General features: G+C 69.8%; 19 protein-coding genes and 1 pseudogene. 5 read left to right on the top strand and 15 right to left on the bottom strand.

What is annotated here, in order from left to right; genetic code table 11:
* Positions 1–18 precede the first annotated feature (18 nt).
* The 6 genes and pseudogenes from A5767_RS11680 to A5767_RS11705 all read right to left on the bottom strand — a co-directional run.
* Positions 19–462: pseudogene (locus tag A5767_RS11680) on the bottom strand (cutinase family protein); the annotation flags it as partial.
* Positions 463–483: 21 nt separating this feature from the next.
* Positions 484–849, bottom strand: coding sequence for a phosphoribosyl-AMP cyclohydrolase (gene hisI / locus A5767_RS11685; protein ID WP_006554067.1), 366 nt, complete (start codon positions 847–849; stop codon positions 484–486).
* Positions 846–1,619, bottom strand: a complete 774-nt coding sequence (gene hisF / locus A5767_RS11690) for an imidazole glycerol phosphate synthase subunit HisF (protein ID WP_006554068.1) — start codon at positions 1,617–1,619, stop codon at positions 846–848. Before hisF ends, hisI begins: the two co-directional genes overlap by 4 nt.
* Entirely contained in the window at positions 1,616–2,458 is an 843-nt protein-coding gene (locus A5767_RS11695) for an inositol monophosphatase family protein (RefSeq protein WP_033097643.1), read from the bottom strand. Before A5767_RS11695 ends, hisF begins: the two co-directional genes overlap by 4 nt.
* A 3-nt stretch (positions 2,459–2,461) precedes the next feature.
* Positions 2,462–3,196, bottom strand: coding sequence for a bifunctional 1-(5-phosphoribosyl)-5-((5-phosphoribosylamino)methylideneamino)imidazole-4-carboxamide isomerase/phosphoribosylanthranilate isomerase PriA (gene priA / locus A5767_RS11700; protein WP_006554069.1), 735 nt, complete (start codon positions 3,194–3,196; stop codon positions 2,462–2,464).
* 72 nt (positions 3,197–3,268) lie between these two features.
* Complete coding sequence (locus A5767_RS11705; RefSeq protein WP_019289705.1) at positions 3,269–5,548, bottom strand: ATP-binding cassette domain-containing protein; 2,280 nt, start codon at positions 5,546–5,548, stop codon at positions 3,269–3,271.
* Positions 5,549–5,610: 62 nt separating this feature from the next.
* Here A5767_RS11705 and A5767_RS11710 point away from each other — a divergent pair, with 62 nt between their 5' ends.
* Positions 5,611–6,597 carry a helix-turn-helix transcriptional regulator gene (locus A5767_RS11710; RefSeq protein WP_064852370.1) on the top strand — a complete coding sequence of 329 codons (987 nt, stop codon included), beginning with the start codon at positions 5,611–5,613 and terminating at the stop codon, positions 6,595–6,597.
* A gap of 112 nt (positions 6,598–6,709) precedes the next feature.
* Here the strand turns inward: A5767_RS11710 and A5767_RS11715 are convergent, their stop codons facing one another.
* The 7 genes from A5767_RS11715 to hisD are packed head-to-tail and all read right to left on the bottom strand — an operon-like array spanning position 6,710 to position 11,982.
* Complete coding sequence (locus tag A5767_RS11715; protein ID WP_064852389.1) at positions 6,710–6,904, bottom strand: hypothetical protein; 195 nt, start codon at positions 6,902–6,904, stop codon at positions 6,710–6,712.
* A 56-nt stretch (positions 6,905–6,960) separates the two neighbouring features.
* Positions 6,961–7,596, bottom strand: coding sequence for an imidazole glycerol phosphate synthase subunit HisH (gene hisH, locus A5767_RS11720; protein ID WP_006554072.1), 636 nt, complete (start codon positions 7,594–7,596; stop codon positions 6,961–6,963).
* 10 nt (positions 7,597–7,606) lie between these two features.
* A complete protein-coding gene (locus A5767_RS11725) occupies positions 7,607–8,764 on the bottom strand; it encodes an MFS transporter (RefSeq protein ID WP_064852371.1) in 1,158 nt (385 codons plus the stop codon).
* Position 8,765: 1 nt separating this feature from the next.
* Complete coding sequence (locus A5767_RS23350; RefSeq protein ID WP_016696019.1) at positions 8,766–8,921, bottom strand: hypothetical protein; 156 nt, start codon at positions 8,919–8,921, stop codon at positions 8,766–8,768.
* A 3-nt stretch (positions 8,922–8,924) separates the two neighbouring features.
* Positions 8,925–9,539 carry an imidazoleglycerol-phosphate dehydratase HisB gene (gene hisB / locus A5767_RS11730; protein WP_064852372.1) on the bottom strand — a complete coding sequence of 205 codons (615 nt, stop codon included), beginning with the start codon at positions 9,537–9,539 and terminating at the stop codon, positions 8,925–8,927.
* The gene (locus tag A5767_RS11735; RefSeq protein ID WP_006554075.1) at positions 9,536–10,663 is read right to left on the bottom strand and encodes a histidinol-phosphate transaminase; all 1,128 of its coding nucleotides are present in this window, start codon (positions 10,661–10,663) and stop codon (positions 9,536–9,538) included. Before A5767_RS11735 ends, hisB begins: the two co-directional genes overlap by 4 nt.
* Positions 10,660–11,982, bottom strand: a complete 1,323-nt coding sequence (hisD, locus tag A5767_RS11740; protein ID WP_037216817.1) for a histidinol dehydrogenase — start codon at positions 11,980–11,982, stop codon at positions 10,660–10,662. The genes A5767_RS11735 and hisD overlap by 4 nt, the downstream gene beginning before the upstream one ends.
* Positions 11,983–12,103: 121 nt before the next feature.
* On the opposite strand from hisD, the gene A5767_RS11745 reads away from it, so the two are divergent.
* The 4 genes from A5767_RS11745 to A5767_RS11760 all read left to right on the top strand — a co-directional run bounded on the left by A5767_RS11745 (position 12,104) and on the right by A5767_RS11760 (position 16,066).
* Positions 12,104–12,487, top strand: a complete 384-nt coding sequence (locus A5767_RS11745) for a helix-turn-helix domain-containing protein (protein WP_006554077.1) — start codon at positions 12,104–12,106, stop codon at positions 12,485–12,487.
* Positions 12,488–12,598: 111 nt separating this feature from the next.
* Entirely contained in the window at positions 12,599–14,353 is a 1,755-nt protein-coding gene (locus A5767_RS11750; RefSeq protein ID WP_230826261.1) for a PHA/PHB synthase family protein, read from the top strand.
* A gap of 109 nt (positions 14,354–14,462) precedes the next feature.
* Positions 14,463–14,882 carry a hypothetical protein gene (locus A5767_RS11755; RefSeq protein ID WP_006554079.1) on the top strand — a complete coding sequence of 140 codons (420 nt, stop codon included), beginning with the start codon at positions 14,463–14,465 and terminating at the stop codon, positions 14,880–14,882.
* 65 nt (positions 14,883–14,947) lie between these two features.
* Entirely contained in the window at positions 14,948–16,066 is a 1,119-nt protein-coding gene (locus A5767_RS11760; RefSeq protein ID WP_039585211.1) for an alpha/beta fold hydrolase, read from the top strand.
* A gap of 52 nt (positions 16,067–16,118) precedes the next feature.
* On the opposite strand, the gene A5767_RS11765 is transcribed toward A5767_RS11760, so the two are convergent.
* Positions 16,119–17,561, bottom strand: coding sequence for a WS/DGAT/MGAT family O-acyltransferase (locus A5767_RS11765; protein WP_039585210.1), 1,443 nt, complete (start codon positions 17,559–17,561; stop codon positions 16,119–16,121).
* Between the two features lie 199 nt (positions 17,562–17,760).
* Positions 17,761–18,627, bottom strand: a complete 867-nt coding sequence (gene nadC, locus A5767_RS11770; RefSeq protein ID WP_033097634.1) for a carboxylating nicotinate-nucleotide diphosphorylase — start codon at positions 18,625–18,627, stop codon at positions 17,761–17,763.
* Between the last annotated feature and the right edge of the window lies 1 nt (position 18,628).

Here is an 18,628-nt window from a genome sequence, read left to right on the forward strand (position 1 = left end):
GGTCCTGCGCCGTGTCCGTCACGGTACGATCCGGACCTCCGTCGTCCGCGGATGCTCGACGAGCGCAACCATCGCATCGACGAACGGGACACCGTCGACCACCGGCGTCGAATAGTGCTGGCGCAGAGCGCAATAGCCCTCGATGCGGCCCGCGGCGCCCGTGGGATCCGACAGCGGATCGACCATGTCGCACACGGCGTCGCCGGCGGCGCACACGGTGACCACCGGAACGTCCCCGAAGCCCGCTCGCGCCCCGCTCGGCGAGATACCGGGCAGGGCGGCGGGCACCACGACCTCCGCGCCGGTCCCGGACGTCCGCGGATCGGCGATGAGCAGACCGGAGAGATCGGCCGGTCGGTCGGAGGCGTGCGCGAGGACGTCACCGGCCACAGCGGCGCCCTGCGAGAAACCGACGATGCGCACCGCGGCCTCAGGGCACTCCGTCTGCGCCCGCACGACCTGCCGGTGGAGTTCGGCAACCGGCTACTCGGCGATCTGCGGTGCCTCGAGTAGGACGTCGGTATCGAAGCAGGTGTGCGTGCCGGTGTGGCAGGCGGCGCCGACCTGGTCGACGACGAGCAGCACCGTGTCGCCGTCGCAGTCGAGACGCACCTCGTGCACGTACTGGGTGTGCCCGGACGTCTCGCCCTTGACCCAGTACTGCTGCCGCGACCGCGAGTAGTAGGTGGCCTTGCGGGTCGCGAGGGTGCGGGCGAGCGCCTCGTCGTCCATCCACGCCATCATCAGCACGGCGCCGGTGGCCCGCTCCTGCACGACGGCGGCGAACAGACCGTCGTCGTTGCGCTTCAGCCGGGCGGCGATCGCCGGATTCAGGATGTCGCTGCTCATCGAACCGTGATCCCTTCCGCACGCATCGCGTCCTTGACCTCGCCGATCGTCAGCTCCCGGAAGTGGAAGACGCTCGCGGCGAGCACCGCGTCGGCACCGGCCTGCACGGCGGGCGCGAAATGCTCGACGGCTCCGGCGCCCCCGGAGGCTATGACGGGCACGTGCACGGCCCCGCGCACGGCCTCGATCATCTTCAGGTCGAATCCGTTCTTCGTGCCGTCGGCGTCCATCGAGTTGAGCAGGATCTCGCCGACGCCGAGTTCCTCGCCGCGCCGGGCCCACTCGACCGCGTCGATCCCCGTACCGCGGCGGCCGCCGTGCGTGGTGACCTCCCAGCCGCTCGGCGTCGGTTCCTGACCGGCGGGCACGGTGCGCGCGTCGACCGACAGCACGATGCACTGCGAGCCGAAGCGCTCGGACATCTCGCGCAGCACCTCGGGCCGGGCGATGGCCGCGGTGTTGACCGAGACCTTGTCGGCGCCGGCACGCAGCAGCCGGTCGACGTCCTCGACGGTGCGGACGCCGCCTCCGACCGTGAGCGGGATGAACACCTGCTCGGCGGTGCGCGTGACGACGTCGAGCATGGTGCCGCGGTCGCCGCTCGACGCGGTGACGTCGAGGAAGGTCAGTTCGTCGGCACCCTGCTCGTTGTAGAGCGCGGCGAGTTCGACCGGGTCACCCGCATCGCGCAGGTTCTCGAAGTTGACACCCTTGACCACCCGCCCCGCGTCCACGTCGAGGCACGGGATGACCCGCACGGCCAGTGTCATGTTCGATCTCCTTCGGAACCCGACTGCTCGGCCACGGACCGTTCCGTCGCCGACTGCACAATCTTCAGTATCTCGCCGTGCACTCCGGGCGCTGCAGCGACCACCGATCCGGACCCGATCCGCCAGGGCCGGCCCGCGAAGTCGGTGGCGATGCCACCGGCGGCCCGCACGAGTGCGACACCAGCGGCGTTGTCCCAGGGGTGGTGGCCGAACACGACGGCACCGCCGATCGCGCCTCCCGCGGTGAACGCGAGGTCGGCACCGGTGGAGCCGTGCATCCGCAGCCGGGCGACGCGCCGGCTCAGCTCGGTGATGACGGCGAGACGCCGGGTGCCGGGCACCCGACCGCGACTGTCGATGTCGAAACTGCCGACCGCGATCATCACGTCCTCGAGCCGCGCCGGTTGCAGCGGTTCGGTGGGCTCGCCGTTCACGAGCAGCGGCCCGTCGGCGATTCCCGCGAAGCGCTGATTCGTCAGCGGCAGCCACGTGAGGCCGAGGACCGGTTCGCCGTCCTCGACGAGAGCGAGGAGGATCCCGGCCATCGGCAGCCCGGCGGAGTAGTTGATGGTGCCGTCGATCGGGTCGAGCAACCAGACGGTGCCCTCCCCCGCGGACGGGCCGCCGAACTCCTCACCGTGCACGGGGATACCGGTGCGCTCGGCGAGGGCACCGGAGATCCGCCGCTCGAGTTCGAGATCGAGGTCGGTCGCGAAGTCGTTCGGCCCCTTGTCGACGGAACGCGGCGCACCGTGCCCGGCGACGAATCGTTCCGCGACCTCGTCGAGTACACCGCTCGCGACGGCGAGCAGCCGGTTCAGGTCTGCGGGATCGGCCATGGGTCAGCGCGAGACGGCGTCGAGCGCCTCGGTCAGCGTGAATCGGCCCGCGTACAGCGCCTTTCCGATGATGGCACCTTCGACACCCTCGTCGACGAGCGTCGCGATGGCACGCAGGTCGTCGACGGTCGAGACGCCACCGGAGGCGACGACCGGCGATTCGGTGGCCGCGCACACCTCGCGGAGCAGGTCGAGATTGGGGCCGGAGAGGGTGCCGTCCTTGGTGACGTCGGTGACGACGTAGCGCGAGCAGCCGTCGCGTTCGAGGCGCTCGAGCACCTCCCACAGGTCGCCGCCGTCGGAGACCCAGCCGCGGCCGCGCAGCCGCCACTGGCCGTCGAGGAGCTTGACGTCGAGGCCCACGGCGATGCGGTCGCCGAACTCGCCGATGACGCGCGAGCACCACTCGGGATTCTCGATCGCGGCGGTGCCGAGGTTGACGCGGGCGCAGCCGGTCGCGAGGGCGGCGGCGAGGGTCTCGTCGTCGCGGATGCCGCCCGACAGCTCGACCTTCACGTCGAGTTCGCCGATGACCTCGGCGAGGAGGGCGCGGTTGTCGCCGCGACCGAACGCCGCGTCGAGGTCGACCATGTGCACCCATTCGGCGCCGGCGTTCTGCCATTCGAGGGCGGCGTCGCGGGGCGAACCGTAGCCGGTCTCGCTGCCCGCCTCTCCCTGAACGAGGCGAACTGCTTCACCGTTGACGACGTCGACTGCGGGCAAAAGGACCAGGCTCACTGCGTACACATTAGTGCCTGTACCTGTGACATCGCCAAACGCGTGGCCGGGGCGCCGGGAAAGCGCCGTGCGTCATGCCGACCGTGCTGCGTCGAGGGCCCGGCAGGTCGGGGTCGGACGGCCGGTGTACTCGTCGACGGACCCCTCGTACAGCACGGTTCCGCCGTGCCGTCCAGGTCCCGGCCCGAGGTCGACGATGTGGTCGGCGTGCCGGATCACGTCGAGGTGGTGTTCGATGACGACGACGGTGTGCCCTCGGTCGACGAGGTCGTCGAAGACGCACAGGAGGGTGCCGACGTCCTCGGCGTGCAGGCCGGTGGTCGGCTCGTCGAGGACGTAGAGGGTCGGCGTCTTCGCTCGTCCGAGTTCCTTGGCGATCTTCACCCGTTGACACTCGCCACCGGAGAGCGTGTCGAGCGACTGTCCGAGGCGGAGGTAGTCGAGGCCCACCCCGGCGAGCGCACTCAGTCGGTGCGCGATCTCCGCGTGCGGCAGTTCCTCGATGGCGCGACCGACGGTGAGGTCGTCGACATCGGCGATCGACAGGCCGTTCACGGTGTGCCCGAGCACCTCGGCGGTGAACCGGCGGCCGTGGCAGGTGTCGCAGACGACCTCGCGTCCGTCCATGAAGGCGAGGTCGATGTACACGACACCGGCCCCCGTGCAGGTCGGGCACGCACCCGCCGAGTTCGCGCTGAACAGGCTCGCCGGCACACCGTTGTGTTCGGCGAACATCCGCCGCAGGGTGGGTGCGATGCCGGCGTAGGTGATCGGGGTGGAGCGGCGATTGGTGCTCACCGGCCGCTGGTCGACCACCGTGGCGTCGTACTGATCGACGAGTTCGGCTGCGAGACTGGACTTTCCCGAACCAGCGACCCCGGTGAACACGGTGAGCACGCCGGTGGGGATCCGCACCGTCAGGTCGCGGAGGTTGTTGCGACACGCATCGGCGATCGTGAGACGACCGGTCGCCTCGCGGGCGGGGTGACCGCGGCCGATGTCGCGCCGCAGCGATCGGCCGGTGGGAGTGTCGGCCGTTCGGAGCCGGTCGAAAGTGCCCTGGAAGACGAGGCGACCACCGGACGAGCCCGCACCGGGACCGATCTCGATCACCTGGTCGGCCCGGGCCATCACGCTCGGGTCGTGTTCGACGACGAGGACGGTGTTGCCGCTGTCGCGGAGCCGTTCGAGGAGGTCGATCATCGTCTCCACGTCGGCGGGATGCAGACCGACCGTTGGTTCGTCGACGACATAGGTCATCTCCGTCAGGCTCGACCCGAGGTGCCGGACCAACTTGATCCGTTGCGATTCGCCGCCCGAGAGCGTGGTGGTCGCCCGGGCGAGCGCGAGATAGCCGAGGCCGATCGTCACCATCGCCTCGAGACGGCCCACCAGTGCGGACACCACAGGTGCGGCGCGCGAGTCGTCGATCGTGCGCACGAATTCGAGCAGCTCGATGATCTCGAGGCGGGACAGCTCCCCGATCGTGCGGCCGCGAAGGGTGACCGCCCGCGCGGCCGCGTTCAGCCGTTCTCCGGCGCAGTCCGGGCACGTCTCGGCGCGGGTGAAACGTCGGATGACGTCCTGTTTGCGTTCGGAGAGGTTGTCGGAGGTGTGCAGGTGGATGCGCTCGAACCTCTCGACGACGCCCTCGTATCCGTCCGGCGGTTTGTGGCCCAGCGCCGCTGCGGCCTCGCCGCCGTAGAGCAGTGCCTCCCGCTCGGCGGGCTTCCACTCGCGCAGGGGTGTGTCCGCGTCGAAGGAACCGATGTCGGCGTACTGGGAGTACCAGTACCCACCGTTGCCGAAGCCGGGCACCAGGATCGCGCCCTCGGCGAGGGACCTGTCGAGATCGAGGAACCGCTCGACGGCACTGACGACGATCTCGCCGAGCCCGGAGCAGGTCGGGCACATCCCGGTGGGGTCGTTGAACGAGAAGCGGTTCGACTCCCCGAGGACGGGTGTGCCCACACGGGAATACAGCAGCCGCAGATAGGTCCAGGTGTCGGTGATGGTGCCGACCGTCGAGCGGGCGTTGCCGCCGAGGCGGCGCTGGTCGACGACGATCACCGGCGTCAGACCGTCGATGTGGTCGACGTCGGGTCGTGTCCACTTCGGCAACCGATTGCGCGTGAACGGCGGGTACGTCTCGTTGAGCTGGTAGCCGGCCTCCGCGGCGATCGTGTCGAAGACGAGCGACGACTTCCCGGAGCCGGACACCCCGACGATCACCACGAGCCGGTTGCGCGGAACGGTCAGATCGACGTCGGCCAGGTTGTGGGTGCGGACGCGACGGATCGTGATGGCGCGGCCTCGCACTGCCGCCTCGGTGGTCGTGACGGTGGTGGTCATGGATTCGACGCTACGACCGGTTGCGGCCGGATCCTGACCGCAACCGGTGGGAGGATGACGGCATGGCGGACGTCACCGAGCGGATGCTCGCGTTGTTGTCGATCCTGCAGACCGGACGCGCGATCGGCGGGGACGAGCTGGCCCGGCGGCTGCAGGTGAGCCGCCGGACGCTCCGCCGCGACGTCGACCGGCTGCGCGGCTACGGATATCCCGTCGAAACCCGTTCCGGGCCCGGCGGTTTCTACCGTCTTGCGTCGGGACGCTCGATGCCGCCGCTGGTACTCGACGACGACGAGGCCGTCGCGGTGCTGCTGGGGCTCGGCGCTCTCGCCGCGACCGGGCCGGCCGAAGGTGGACTGGACGACGCTGCCACCCGCGCCTACGGCAAGCTCGACCAGTTCCTGCCCGCGCGGTTGCGCCCGCGGGTCGCGGCCGTCCGCAGCACGGTGGAGACGAGTGCGCTGCAGGCGCCCAGCGTGTCGGCGGAGCTGCTCGGCACCGTGGCGGAGGCGGTCGCGCGGTGCGACACGCTCACCTTCGACTACGTCGACGCGCAGGGCTCGCCGACCTCGCGCCGGGTCGAGCCGTACCGGCAGGTCCACCACCTGCTGCGGTGGTACCTCCTCGGATGGGACGTCGACCGCGAGGACTGGCGGGTCTTCCGCCTCGATCGTGTGCGCGACCTGCTCCGAACCGGCCGCCGGTTCGCACCCCGCCCGCTTCCCGCCGGGTCCGCCACGGAATACCTGCGGCAAGGACTCCGGCAGGGGCGGACACCAGTGCACCTGGACGTGGCGGCCTCGGCCACGCACGTCGCCGACGCGCTGAAGTACCAGGACGCCGAGATCCGGCCGACGGGTGACGACCGGACCGAGGTGCACCTCGCCGTCGAGTCGTGGCAGTGGCTCGTCCTCGCGCTCGCCACCCTCGACGCCGACGTCCGGATGCGCGCGGACCCGGAGATCGTGCGGTCCTGCGCGGTGTTCGCCGATCGTCTGCGCGCGGCGACGCAGGGCGCCGTCGTCCCCTCCGAGGAGCGCGCGAGGTGAATCAGGGCGCGGCAGATCGATTTCGAGTCCGCACAGCTGCGTTACGAAGCCCCTCGCGCGCCCAACCGGGCTTCGCTACCGCAACACGCCGGGCGAAATCCGGTTCGGCGCGTCAGGTTCCGGGACGGTCGTCCTCGGCGGGACCGAAGGCGCGGCGGGCCGACCGCGTCGACACGACACCCATCGCAACGACGGCCGCCACGATGCCGACGAGTGCGATGACGAGACCGACGACCGGCGTGGGCCGGACCGCCACCACGACGATCGCGGTGACGAGCAGGACGACGGTCGCTGTGCCGACAGACATCAGCGCGTGACGGCCGAAGGAGAACTCTCCGCCCGGCCGACCGCGCCGCGGCCCGGTCACAACGAGCTGACCCAGTTCTGCAGCAACTGTGCGCCGGCGTCGCCGGACTTCTCCGGGTGGAACTGGGTGGCCGAGAGCGGACCGTTCTCGACGGCGGCGACGAACCGGCTGCCGTGCTCGGCCCAGGTCACCTTCGGCGGGGCGAGACGCTCGGGAGTGTCGAGTTCCCACTTGCGGGCGGCGTAGGTGTGGACGAAGTAGAAGCGGGTGTCGGCGTCCATGCCGGCGAAGAGCACCGAGTCGGCGGGCGCCTCGACGGTGTTCCAGCCCATGTGCGGCAGCACCGGTGCGTCCAAGCGCTCGACCGTACCGGGCCACTCGCCGCAGCCCTCGGTCTCGATGCCGTGCTCGACGCCGCGTTCGAACAGGATCTGCATGCCGACGCAGATGCCGAGCACGGGGCGTCCGCCGGCGAGGCGGGTGCCGATGATCTTGTCTCCACCGACGCTGCGCAGGCCCTTCATGCACGCGTCGAAGGCACCGACGCCGGGGACGACGAGGCCGTCGGCGGCGAGCGCGATCTTCGGGTCGGCGGTGACCTCCACATGCACGCCGGTACGGGCGACTGCCCGCGTGGCGGAGTGGAGATTGCCCGAGCCGTAGTCGAGGACGGCGACCGTGGTTGCGCTCATGATGTCGATTCTAGGTGGTGGGACGGGGACGTTCCGACGGCCCGGCCAGTCGGGCCAGCAGCGGCAGGGCCGGGACCAGGACCGCGGCCGCGGCGAACGCCGCGGGATATCCGGCCGCGGCTGCCACCGCGCCGAGGGCGAACGAACCGGCGCCGGTGCCGGCGTCGAAGCCGATGTTCCAGGCGGCGCTCGCCGAGCCGGTGTTACCGGCCCCGGCGCGACGGAACGCGACGAGCAGCGCCTCGTTCTGCACGACACCGAAGCCGAATCCGAAGGCGATCGCGGCGACGATCAGCAGCACCGCTCCCCCGCGGTCGTCGGCGACGAGCGCGAAGGGAATCATCGCCAGGCCCGCCAGGCCGAGACCGACGGGCAGCAACTTGCCGGCGCCGACCCGGTCCGCGACGGAACCTGCCGCGTACCGCCCGATCAGCGAGGACGCGCTGAGTACGGCCAACGCTGCCGCGACGGGCAGGCCAGCGACCGCGATGCGCAACAGCGAGGTGAGACCGCCGTAGGCGATCGCACCCGCGCCGACCGCGACCAGCGGGAACAACAGCACGACCGGAGGCACTCGTCGCGCCGTCCGGGATTGTTTCGCGGTCAGCCGTGGCAGACGGATCGCGGCGAGCAGACCGGCGGACGAGATGATCGCGCCGAGCACGAACACCGGCGTGGTGGAGAACCGCTCGGCGATCGCCAGCCCGGCGGGCAGGCCGATCGTCTGGGACGCGGCGATGGCGATGCCGAGCATGCCGGTGGCCCGGCCGAGCAATCGCGGCGGCGCGAGTTCGCCGACGAGGGCGGCCGCCGCCACGGTGATCATGCCGAAGCCGATACCGCGCAGCGCGGAGATCCCGAGCACGGCCGCCGGGGCCATCGACACGAGGAACAACAGCGACGGCGGCCCTAGGAACAGGCAGCCGGCCACGAGCGTCGCGCGGTGACCGAACGCGCGCAACAGTCGCGGCATCGCGAGCTGGGTGAAGACGGTGGTGAACATGAACACCGCCGTCACCGACCCGGCGAGCATGTCGCCGCCGCCGGCCTCGGCGATCGCCCACGGCACGACCGGCAGCAGCAGCGAGAAGCCGCCGAAGGCCGCAGCGGACGTCGACCACGCCGGGATCAGACCACGAACGGTGAACAGTCCTTGTTGTTCCGCCACGTCAGAGCAGCCGGAAGACGCCCGCGGCGGCGGCCAGCACGGTCAGAGCCAGCAGCACACCCGCGAACAACGTGTTGCGCGCCTTCCACATCGACCACGTTCCGCCTGCCGCGAATCCGGCCACGATGAAGCACAGGTAGGTGAGGACGACATCCATATGTCAGAGACTGCCCTTCGTCGACGGGATGCCGGTCACACGCGGGTCGGGTTCGACGGCCTCGCGCAGCGCGCGGGCGACCGCTTTGAACTCGGCCTCGGTGATGTGGTGCGGGTCGCGGCCGTAGAGCACCCGCACGTGCAGGGCGATGCGGGCGTGGAAGGCGAACGACTCGAACACGTGCCGGTTGATCACCGTCGAGTAGGGCACGCCGGGATATCCCCCGATCACCGAGTGCACCATGTAGTCGGGTTCACCGGTGAACACGCAGTAGGGACGGCCGGAGACGTCGACCGACGCGTGCGCGAGGGTCTCGTCCATCGGGATGAAGCAGTCGCCGAAGCGCCGGATGCCGCGCTTGTCGCCGAGGGACTGACCGAAGGCCTGGCCGAGGACGATGGCGGTGTCCTCGACGGTGTGGTGGGCCTCGATCTCGATGTCGCCCTGCGCCTGCACGGTGAGATCGAACGAACCGTGCTGGCCGAGCGCGGTGAGCATGTGGTCGTAGAACGGGATCCCCGTGGAGATCTCGGTGCGGCCGGTCCCGTCGAGGTCGATCTCGACGGTGATGCTCGATTCCTTGGTGGTGCGTTCGACGCGCGCGATGCGGTCGCTCATCGGGTTTCCTCGATTTCCGTGGCCGCGAGCTTCTCGCTCACTCGCAGCAACTCGTCGTTCTCGTGGGTCAGGCCGATCGTGGTGCGCAGGTAGCCGGGGATCCCGACGTCGCGGATGAGTACACCCTCGTCGAGATACCGCTGCCAGGTGGCAGGGGCGTCCGCGAAGCGGCCGAACAGGATGAAGTTGGCGTCGGAGGGGATCACGTCGTAGCCGAACCGGGCGAGTTCGGCGGCGACGCGGTCGCGCTGGGCGGCCAGTTCCGCAACCGACGCGAGAGTTTCGGCGGCGTGCCGCAGGGCCGCACGCGCGGCGGCCTGGGTGATGACCGACAGGTGGTAGGGCAGGCGCACGAGCAGCAGCGCGTCGATCATCGCGGGGGCTGCGGCGAGATAGCCGAGCCGTCCACCGGCGAAGGCGAACGCCTTGCTCATCGTCCGCGAGACGACGATCTTCGTCGGGTACTCGTCGATCAGCGACAGAGCGCTCGGCTGCGAGGAGAACTCGACGTACGCCTCGTCGACGATCACGATGCCGGGGGCGGCGTCGAGGATCACCCGCAACTGGTCGAGCGGGATGCTGTGTCCCGTCGGGTTGTTGGGGCTGGTGACGAAGACGACGTCGGGCCGCCGCTCGCGCACGGCGGCGGCGGATGCGTCGACGTCGAGGGTGAAGTCGTCGCGCCGGTAGGTGGCCAGCCACTCGGTCTGGGTGCCGTCGGCGATGATCGGGTGCATCGAGTACGACGGCACGAAGCCCATCGACGTGCGCCCGGGGCCACCGAAGGCCTGCAGGAGCTGCTGCAGGATCTCGTTGGAACCGTTCGCGGCCCAGACGTTCTCGACGCCGAGGGGAACACCGGACGCCTTCGTCAGATAAGCGGCGAGGTCGGTGCGCAGCGCGACCGCGTCGCGGTCGGGATAGCGGTGCAGCTGCGTCGCCGCCTCACGCACGGCCTCGGCGACGTCGTCGACGAGCGCCTGCGTGGGCGGGTGCGGGTTCTCGTTGGTGTTGAGCTGGACGGGCACCGTCAGCTGCGGTGCACCGTAGGGCGACTTGCCGCGCAGATTCTCGCGCAACGGCAGGTCGGCGAGGGTGATGCGGGAGCCGGGGATCTGGGTCACTTCAGCGCCTCGAATCGCAGACGGACGGCTTCACCGTGGGCGGGCAGGTCCTCGGCGTTCGCGAGGGTGATGACGTGACCGGAGACGTCCTTCAGGGCCGCCTCGGTGTACTCGACGACGTGGATGCCGCGCAGGAAGGTCTGCACGCTCAGGCCCGACGAGTGCCGGGCGCAGCCGGCGGTGGGCAGCACGTGGTTCGATCCGGCGCAGTAGTCGCCGAGGGAGACCGGCGCCCACGGCCCGACGAAGATCGCGCCCGCCGACCGGACACGCGCGGCGACCTCGGAGGCGTTCTCGGTCTGGATCTCGAGGTGCTCGGCGGCGTAGGCGTTGACGACCTTCAGGCCCTGCTCGATGTCGTCGACGAGGACGATGCCGGACTGGCTGCCGGACAGCGCGGTGGTGACGCGCTCACGGTGCTCGGTGAGCTCGAGCTGCGCGGCGAGCGCGGTATCGACGGCGTCGGCGAGGTCGGTCCTGGTGGTGACGAGCACCGAGGCGGCCATGACGTCGTGCTCGGCCTGACTGATCAGGTCGGCGGCGACGTGCACCGCGTCGGCGGTGTGGTCGGCGAGGATCGCGATCTCGGTGGGACCGGCCTCGGCGTCGATGCCGACGACCGCGCGGCACAGCCGCTTGGCGGCGGTGACGTAGATGTTGCCGGGGCCGGTGATCATGTCGACCGGGGCGAGTTCGGCGCCGTCGGTGTCGGTGCCGCCGTAGGACAGTAGTGCGACACCCTGTGCGCCGCCGACGGCCCACACCTCCTCGACGCCGAGCAGGGCCGCGGCGGCGAGGATCGTCGGGTGCGGCAGTCCGCCGAAGTTCTTCTGCGGCGGCGAGGCGATGACGAGCGATTCGACGCCGGCGGCCTGCGCCGGCACGACGTTCATCACGACCGACGACGGGTAGACCGCGTTGCCACCCGGCACGTAGAGGCCGACGCGTTCGACCGGCACCCAGCGTTCGGTGACGGTACCGCCGGGGACGACCTCGGTGGTGACGTCGGTGCGGCGCTGGGCCGCGTGCACGACGCGCGTGCGCGCGATGGCCTCCTCGAGAGCGGCACGGACGGCGGGGGCGAGTTCGGCCAGCGCGCGGCCGAGTTCCGCGGCGGGAACACGTACCGAGGCGGGGCGGACCCCGTCGAACTTCTCGCAGTAGTCGAGCGCGGCCTCGGCGCCGCGATCGCGTATGTCGTCGACGACGGGACGGACCTGATGGAGCACCGCGTCCACATCCACTCCGCCGCGGGGCAGTGCGCCCCTGAGCTCCGCAGTGGTGGGAGTACGACCGCGCAGGTCGGTGCGGGCAAGCATGAGGTGTCCTCTCTCGTCGAACAGGGGTCACCTTCTACTATCTCGCATCGAGTGGTGACGTTCGAAGTCGCGCCCGCGTGAGGATGCTCTCGACACAGATCACCGTGCTTATGCTGACGGCATGGACGAGGACGAGTCGCGCCCGAGCACGTTGGGCGAATTGATCCGCCGCCAGCGTGAGCTCGCAGAACTGCCCATGCGTCAACTCGCGGCGATGGTGGGCATTTCGAATCCGTACCTGTCGCAGATCGAGCGGAACCTGCGGGCGCCGAGCGAGCGTGTGCTGCAAGCGATCGCCGAACAGTTGCACCTGTCAGCGGACACCCTCGCGACCCACGCGCAGGCCGACGACGGAGCGGAGTCCGCGGTCCTGCGGGCGATCCGCGAGGATCCCGACCTGACCAATCCCCAACGGCGTTCGCTCGAGGAGATGTACGAGGCGTTCCGCGAGGTCACCGTCGCGCGCCGTCGGCGTGGTGGAGGACGCGAACCCGACGAGAAGTGAGCATTCTCACAATCGGTACCGAGTGCGTTCGTGCGCCACCCAGCGTCCGAGGTCAGCCCGATTTCGTCGCCTCATCGACGAACATGCAGGTAGCACGTACCTGGGGGTAAGATGCGCACCTTTCTCGGCGACGTCACCATCGGCTCCGGACCATTCACCCAGTTCTGGAGTTGCTCGGTGCTCAACCATCTGCAGAAGAAGCTCACCTCCTCCCTCGACCCGATCGGGTGGGGACCGGCCGTCGCATCCGTCGCCGGCCGTGCAGTGAAGAATCCGCGGGCCGTGGCCGGCGCGACCACGGAGTACGCCACCCGCCTGGCGAACATCCCGGCAGCGGCGACACGCGTGTGGAACGCCGCCGATCCGCAGCCCCCGATGCCGCTGGATTCGAAGGACCGCCGGTTCTCCGATGCCGCCTGGAAGGAGAACCCGGCCTACTTCTCGCTGCTGCAGAGCTATCTCGCCACCCGCGAGTACGTCGAGGATCTCGCCGACGCCGGCTCGGGCGATCCCGTGCAGGACGGCAAGGCCCGCCAGTTCGCGAACTTGATGTTCGACGCACTCGCCCCCTCGAACTTCCTCATCAACCCGGGTGTGCTCGTGCGCGCGCTCGACACCGGTGGCGCAAGCCTGTTCCGCGGCGCGAAGTACGCCATCGAGGATGTCGTGCACCGGAAGGGCCTGCCGCTCAAGGTCGACCGCGAGGCGTTCACCCTCGGCGAGAACATGGCCGCGACCCCCGGCAAGGTCGTCTTCCGCAACGACCTCATCGAGGTCATCCAGTACGCCCCCCAGACCGGTGAGGTGCACGAGATCCCGATCCTGGCGGCGCCACCGTGGATCAACAAGTACTACATCCTCGATCTCGCGCCGCAGCGCAGCCTCATCGAGTGGGCCGTGCAGCACAACCGCACCGTGTTCGCGATCTCGTACCGCAACCCGGACGAGTCGATGCACGAGATCACGATGGACGACTACTACCGGCAGGGTGTCGCGGCGGCTCTCGACGCCGTCGAGGAGATCACCGGATCCTCGCGTATCGAGGTGCTGTCGATCTGCCTGGGCGGCGCGATGGCGGCGATGGCCGCGGCCCGCATGGGCAGGCTGGGCGACAAGCGGATCAGCGCGTTCACGATGCTCAACACACTCCTGGACTACAGCGAGGTCGGCGAGCTGGCACTGCTGACCGACCCGGCCACACTCGACCGCGTCGAGTTCCGGATGAGCAAGCAGGGCTTCCTCTCCGGCAACGAGATGGCCGGCAGCTTCGACATGATCCGCGCGCGCGATCTGATCTTCAACTACTGGGTGTCGCGGTGGATGAAGGGCGAGAAGCCCGCCGCCTTCGACATCCTCGCGTGGAACGAGGACAGCACCCGCATGCCGGCGAAGATGCACTCGCACTACCTGCGGTCGCTGTACGGCCGCAACGAGCTCGCGCGCGGCGTGTACGAGCTCGACGGCGAGGTCCTCGACCTGTCGGACATCACGTGCGACACCTATGTGGTGGGCGCGATCAACGACCACATCGTGCCGTGGACGTCATCGTATAAGGCCACGGGCCTGCTCGGCGGGTCGGTCCGGTACGTCCTGACCAGCGGCGGCCATGTGGCCGGCGCGGTCAATCCCCCCAACCCGAAGGCCTGGTTCGAGGCCGTCGGCGCGCCCGACGGCGAGAAGCTGCCGACGCTGCCCGAGGACCCGAAGGCGTGGTCGGAGAAGGCCACTCGCACCGCCGGGTCGTGGTGGGAGGACTGGACCGCATGGTCGACGAAGCGCGCCGGTGAGCTGGTCGCTCCCCCGGCGATGGGCAGCGCGCAGCATCCGCCGCGGTGCGATGCCCCGGGAACCTATGTCTTCGAGTGACGTTGCGCGTTAGCTATCATATTGCTAACCTGCTAACAGCGCTGATCCGAGCGCACCCCCACAGGGGAAGCCCCGCTCCTGTCACGAGCGCCCACGGAAGGTACACACCATGACCGCACCGACCAAGACCACCGCCGCCAAGGCCACCGATGCCACGGCCAAGGCGACCGAAGCCGCCACGAAGGCCGCCGCCGAGGCCACCGCAACGGCCCAGCAGTCGGCCGAGAAGCTGACCTCGACGGCCGCTGCGGTTGCCGACAAGGCCGCGACCGAGTTCACCAAGACCGTCGACGAGGCCACCGAGCGCTTCCAGGAGTTCAACGCGAAGTTCGTCGACGCCGCGAAGCAGAGCGGAAACCTCGGTGTCGACACCTACGAGAAGGCCGTCTCGAGCCTCCTGGATCTGCAGGAGAAGGTCGCCGACGCCACCCCCGTCGAGTGGGTCGCCGATCTCGCCAAGGCGCAGGTCTCCTTCGCTCGCGAGCTCACCACCACCGTCACGAGCACTGCTCGCGACCTGCTGAAGTAATCGTCGACTCACTCGATGCAGTCGATACCGAACACCGCATCAGCGGACGTTCTCCGGTGCAGTGCATGCTGACCCTGACACCAGCCCGGATCGCCGCGGCCCCGTTTCGTCTCGGGACCGCGGCGATCGCCGGCTGGAGCGGCTATCTCGCCGGCCTCGTACGACGCGGCGCCACGCCGTGCACGCTGATCTCCGACGCGAACCGGTACAGCCGCGCCCTGACATCGGCCACGCCGCCGCGCTGGACCACGGACTGGCCGGTCGTGCGCCGGTGGCCCCTCGGAGGCCTGCGTGATTGCAGCACCTCCGACCCCGCACGCGACGAGATCCCGACGCTGCTGTTGCCGCCGCAGGCGGGCACCCATTCGTGCATCGTCGACCATTCCGCCGACCGCAGTCAGGTCGAAGCCCTCCGAGCCGGTGGCCTGACCCGCCTGCACTGTCTCGACTGGGCGCCCGCGACCCTCGCGACGGACGGCTGCTCGATCGACGAGCACCTGGCGGTCGTCGCCGAGGCCGTCGACCATCTCGGTGACCGGGTGAACCTGATCGGCGACAGTCAGGGCGGGTGGCTCGGCACGGTCTACGCGGCATTGCATCCCGAGCGCGTGCACTCGCTGACCGTGGCGGGAGCACCCATCGACTTCCACGTCGACCAGCCGGCGTTGTCGGTGCTGGCCCGCGCGCCCCACGGTGCCGCGGCCACAACGATCGACTTCTGGTACGGGGCGGCTCGGACCGTCGGAGTGCCGACCACCGATCCGATCGGTGAGATCGAACGAGCGATGACGCTGCTCGCCCTGCTCCACGATCCCGACGAAGTGGCGCGCTGGGAGGCCGAACGGCACTGGTTCACGTGGAAGCAGGAGATCCCTTCGGCCTTCCGCGCGTGGATAATGCGCCACCTGTTCGTGGGCAACGAACTCGTCGCCGGCAGCCTGAAGGCCGAAGGACGCGTCGTCGATCTCGCGGCCGTCGACTGCCCGGTCCATCTGATCGCCGGCTCCGCCGACCCGATCGCGACTCCCCGGCAGGTCACCACGCTCGCGGAGTACGTATCGACCCCGCCGCAGAGGATCACCAGCACCGTCGCCGACGCCGGTCACATCGGGCTGTTCATCGGCCGCCGCACCCTCACCGAAGTGTGGACGCCGCACGCCCGCCGTGTGGCGGCGACGTCCTGACTCATCCCGGGCCGTTCGGCGATGCGGCGCGCCGATTCTCGAAACGGCACGGTCAGTCGTTCCCGGCGTCTCCCTCCCCGCTCCCCTCGTCGTCGACCTCCACCCGGACTCCGAGAGCGGATTCCAGGGCGCCGAGTTCGTCGTCGAGGTGATCGAGCAGCCGGGCAAGGTCCGGCACCGTGCGGCCGCACGCCGTCAGCCCGAAGGCGATCTCGTCGTCGGTACTCGTGCACGTGATGTTCAGCGCCTGTCCGTCGACGGGCACCGACAGCGGATACAACGCGTCGACGCGCGCACCGTTCCAGTACAGCGGCGAATCGGGTCCCGGCACGTTCGAGACGATCACGTTGAACGGCGGCCGTGGGAGCGCCCGGTTACCGGTGAGCACCCCCACCGCAAGGGGTGCCACGCCCACCGCGCTCGTCGCGAGACGACCGAGCTTCGACATCGAATTCATCGCATGCTTGCCCTCGATCATCGAACCCCGCACGCGCGCAAGCCGTTCCACCGGGTCGGCGCACTGCGTGCCGAGCGTGCACATGAGGATGCCGATCTCGTTGCCCGACGAGTTCGTGCTCTGGCGCAACGACACCGGAACCATGGCAACCAGCGAATCGTCCGGCAGCGCATCGTGTTCGGTGAGGAACGCCCGTAGAGCCCCACCCGACAGTTCCAGGACGACGTCGTTGAGTGTCGCGTCGGCCGCCTTGGCCACCATGCGCAGGCGTTCGATCGGCCACGACCGGGCCGCGAACCTGCGCGATCCGGAGATCTGACGGTTGAGGATGGTGTTCGGAGCGCCCAGCGACAACGAACCCCCGCGATTGTGCAGTGCCCGGTCGACGGTGCCGACGAGCGCCGGAACCAGAGCGACCGCCTCGGACACGACGTTCACCGCGTCGTTCACCACGCCGGTCGCCGCACGGACGACCGCACCGGGGAACCCGATCGCGGTGCCCATCGCCGAGCGGCTCGGCGACCGGGCGTCGTCGACCGCCCACGGCGCCGGCATGTCGGTGCGTTCCGGGTCGGTGCTGAGCGCGCGGCGCATCAGACGCATGGCCCCCACCCCGTCGGCGAGCGCGTGGTGGATCTTCACGTACAGGGCGTAGCGACCGTCTGCCAGCCCTTCGATCAGATGCATCTCCCACAGTGGGCGCGTGCGGTCGAGCAGCGAGGCGTGCAGACGGGAGACGAGTTCCCACAGATCGTCCATCGTGCCCGGGGACGGCAGCGCGTTGAACCGGACGTGGTAGTCGATCGAGAAACGCGGATCGTCCTCCCAGGCCCATTGCCCGAGGGTGAACAGCGAGCGGGTGGGCCGCTTGCGCCACAGCGGCCCGGCGGGTTCCTCCCGGGCGAGCGCCTCGGCGAACATCGACTTCAGGTCACTCGCGTCCTTGCCCTCCGGCGGCTGGAACAGCAGGAGACCGCCGACATGCATCGGGTGGTCGCGCGACTCGCCGAGCAGGAACATCGAGTCGGTCGGTGACATCGGTAACCGCATCGTGTTCTGTCTTCCTCCCCCACCCGGCACCGGCGACAACCGGAGCACCGCCCCTACGTGACCGGTACCGGCACGTCGATGTGCTGTCAGTTCTACCCCAGAAAGCGCACGTGCGGGGACCGTCTCACCGACGGATGTTCCGGTGGCGCATCCGATTCATCCGTGCCGCGACCTGCGACCTGCACGCTCACATGTCGAGGCCGAAGTCCAGGACGGTCACAGAGTGGGTGAGCGCACCCACCGCGAGGAAGTCGACGCCCGTGCGCGCGTAGTCCGCGGCGACGTCGAGGGACAGGCCGCCGGAGGATTCGAGTCGTGTCTGCGGCGCGTGGGTGTTGCGCCGCTGCACCGCGATCTGCGTCTGCCACAGCGGGAAGTTGTCGAGCAGGATCAACTCGACGTTCTCGGCGAGCACCTCGTCGAACTGTTCGAGGGTGTCGACCTCCACCTCGCACGCGATGTCGGGGGCATGCTCGCGGACGGCTCGCAGCGCCGCGACCACCGAACCGGCCGCCGCGACATGGTTGTCCTTGATCAGCGCCTCGTCGCCGAGCCCCATGCGGTGGTTGACGCCGCCACCCCTCCGCACGGCGTACTTCTGCAGCGCGCGCATTCCCGGCAGTGTCTTGCGGCTGTCGCGGATCTTCGCCTCGGTGCCCGTCACCGCATCGACCCAGTGCGAGGTCGCCGTCGCGATGCCCGACAGGTGACACAGGAGATTGAGCATCGTGCGCTCGGCGGTGAGCAGGCCGCGGGTCGGCGCCTCGACGGTCAGGACCGAATCGCCGGGCAGCACCCGCTCCCCGTCGGACCTGCGATCGAGCACGCCGTAATGATCGGCACCGATGACCTCGTCGAGGACGAGCAGACCGACGTCCAGACCGGCGAGGGTGCCGGCCTGCCGCGCGACCACCGAGGCGGTGGCGACAGCGTCGGCGGGCACGGTGGCGTCGGTGGTGACGTCCGGTCCGTAGCGCAGGTCCTCGTCGAGCGCCTTCCGGACCAGCTCGCGGGTCTCGGCGAGGTCGAGTCCGTCGGGCAGGGCGGTGGTCATC

It is taken from the genome of Rhodococcus sp. 852002-51564_SCH6189132-a (assembly GCF_001665495.1).
Classification (GTDB): domain Bacteria; phylum Actinomycetota; class Actinomycetes; order Mycobacteriales; family Mycobacteriaceae; genus Rhodococcus; species Rhodococcus pyridinivorans.

What these genes read in the sequence shown, in the direction of transcription:
- A5767_RS11715 (WP_064852389.1), bottom strand. Translation starts at nt 6,904, where the DNA reads ATGTCTGTCGGCACAGCGACCGTCGTCCTGCTCGTCACCGCGATCGTC.
- A5767_RS11755 (WP_006554079.1), top strand. Translation starts at nt 14,463, where the DNA reads ATGACCGCACCGACCAAGACCACCGCCGCCAAGGCCACCGATGCCACG.
- nadC (WP_033097634.1), bottom strand. Translation starts at nt 18,627, where the DNA reads ATGACCACCGCCCTGCCCGACGGACTCGACCTCGCCGAGACCCGCGAG.
- A5767_RS11745 (WP_006554077.1), top strand. Translation starts at nt 12,104, where the DNA reads ATGGACGAGGACGAGTCGCGCCCGAGCACGTTGGGCGAATTGATCCGC.
- A5767_RS11710 (WP_064852370.1), top strand. Translation starts at nt 5,611, where the DNA reads ATGGCGGACGTCACCGAGCGGATGCTCGCGTTGTTGTCGATCCTGCAG.
- hisH (WP_006554072.1), bottom strand. Translation starts at nt 7,596, where the DNA reads ATGAGCGCAACCACGGTCGCCGTCCTCGACTACGGCTCGGGCAATCTC.
- hisB (WP_064852372.1), bottom strand. Translation starts at nt 9,539, where the DNA reads ATGAGCGACCGCATCGCGCGCGTCGAACGCACCACCAAGGAATCGAGC.
- hisI (WP_006554067.1), bottom strand. Translation starts at nt 849, where the DNA reads ATGAGCAGCGACATCCTGAATCCGGCGATCGCCGCCCGGCTGAAGCGC.
- A5767_RS11765 (WP_039585210.1), bottom strand. Translation starts at nt 17,561, where the DNA reads ATGTCACCGACCGACTCGATGTTCCTGCTCGGCGAGTCGCGCGACCAC.
- A5767_RS11705 (WP_019289705.1), bottom strand. Translation starts at nt 5,548, where the DNA reads ATGACCACCACCGTCACGACCACCGAGGCGGCAGTGCGAGGCCGCGCC.
- hisD (WP_037216817.1), bottom strand. Translation starts at nt 11,982, where the DNA reads ATGCTTGCCCGCACCGACCTGCGCGGTCGTACTCCCACCACTGCGGAG.
- hisF (WP_006554068.1), bottom strand. Translation starts at nt 1,619, where the DNA reads ATGACACTGGCCGTGCGGGTCATCCCGTGCCTCGACGTGGACGCGGGG.
- A5767_RS11760 (WP_039585211.1), top strand. Translation starts at nt 14,948, where the DNA reads ATGCTGACCCTGACACCAGCCCGGATCGCCGCGGCCCCGTTTCGTCTC.
- A5767_RS11695 (WP_033097643.1), bottom strand. Translation starts at nt 2,458, where the DNA reads ATGGCCGATCCCGCAGACCTGAACCGGCTGCTCGCCGTCGCGAGCGGT.
- A5767_RS11750 (WP_230826261.1), top strand. Translation starts at nt 12,599, where the DNA reads ATGCGCACCTTTCTCGGCGACGTCACCATCGGCTCCGGACCATTCACC.
- A5767_RS23350 (WP_016696019.1), bottom strand. Translation starts at nt 8,921, where the DNA reads ATGGATGTCGTCCTCACCTACCTGTGCTTCATCGTGGCCGGATTCGCG.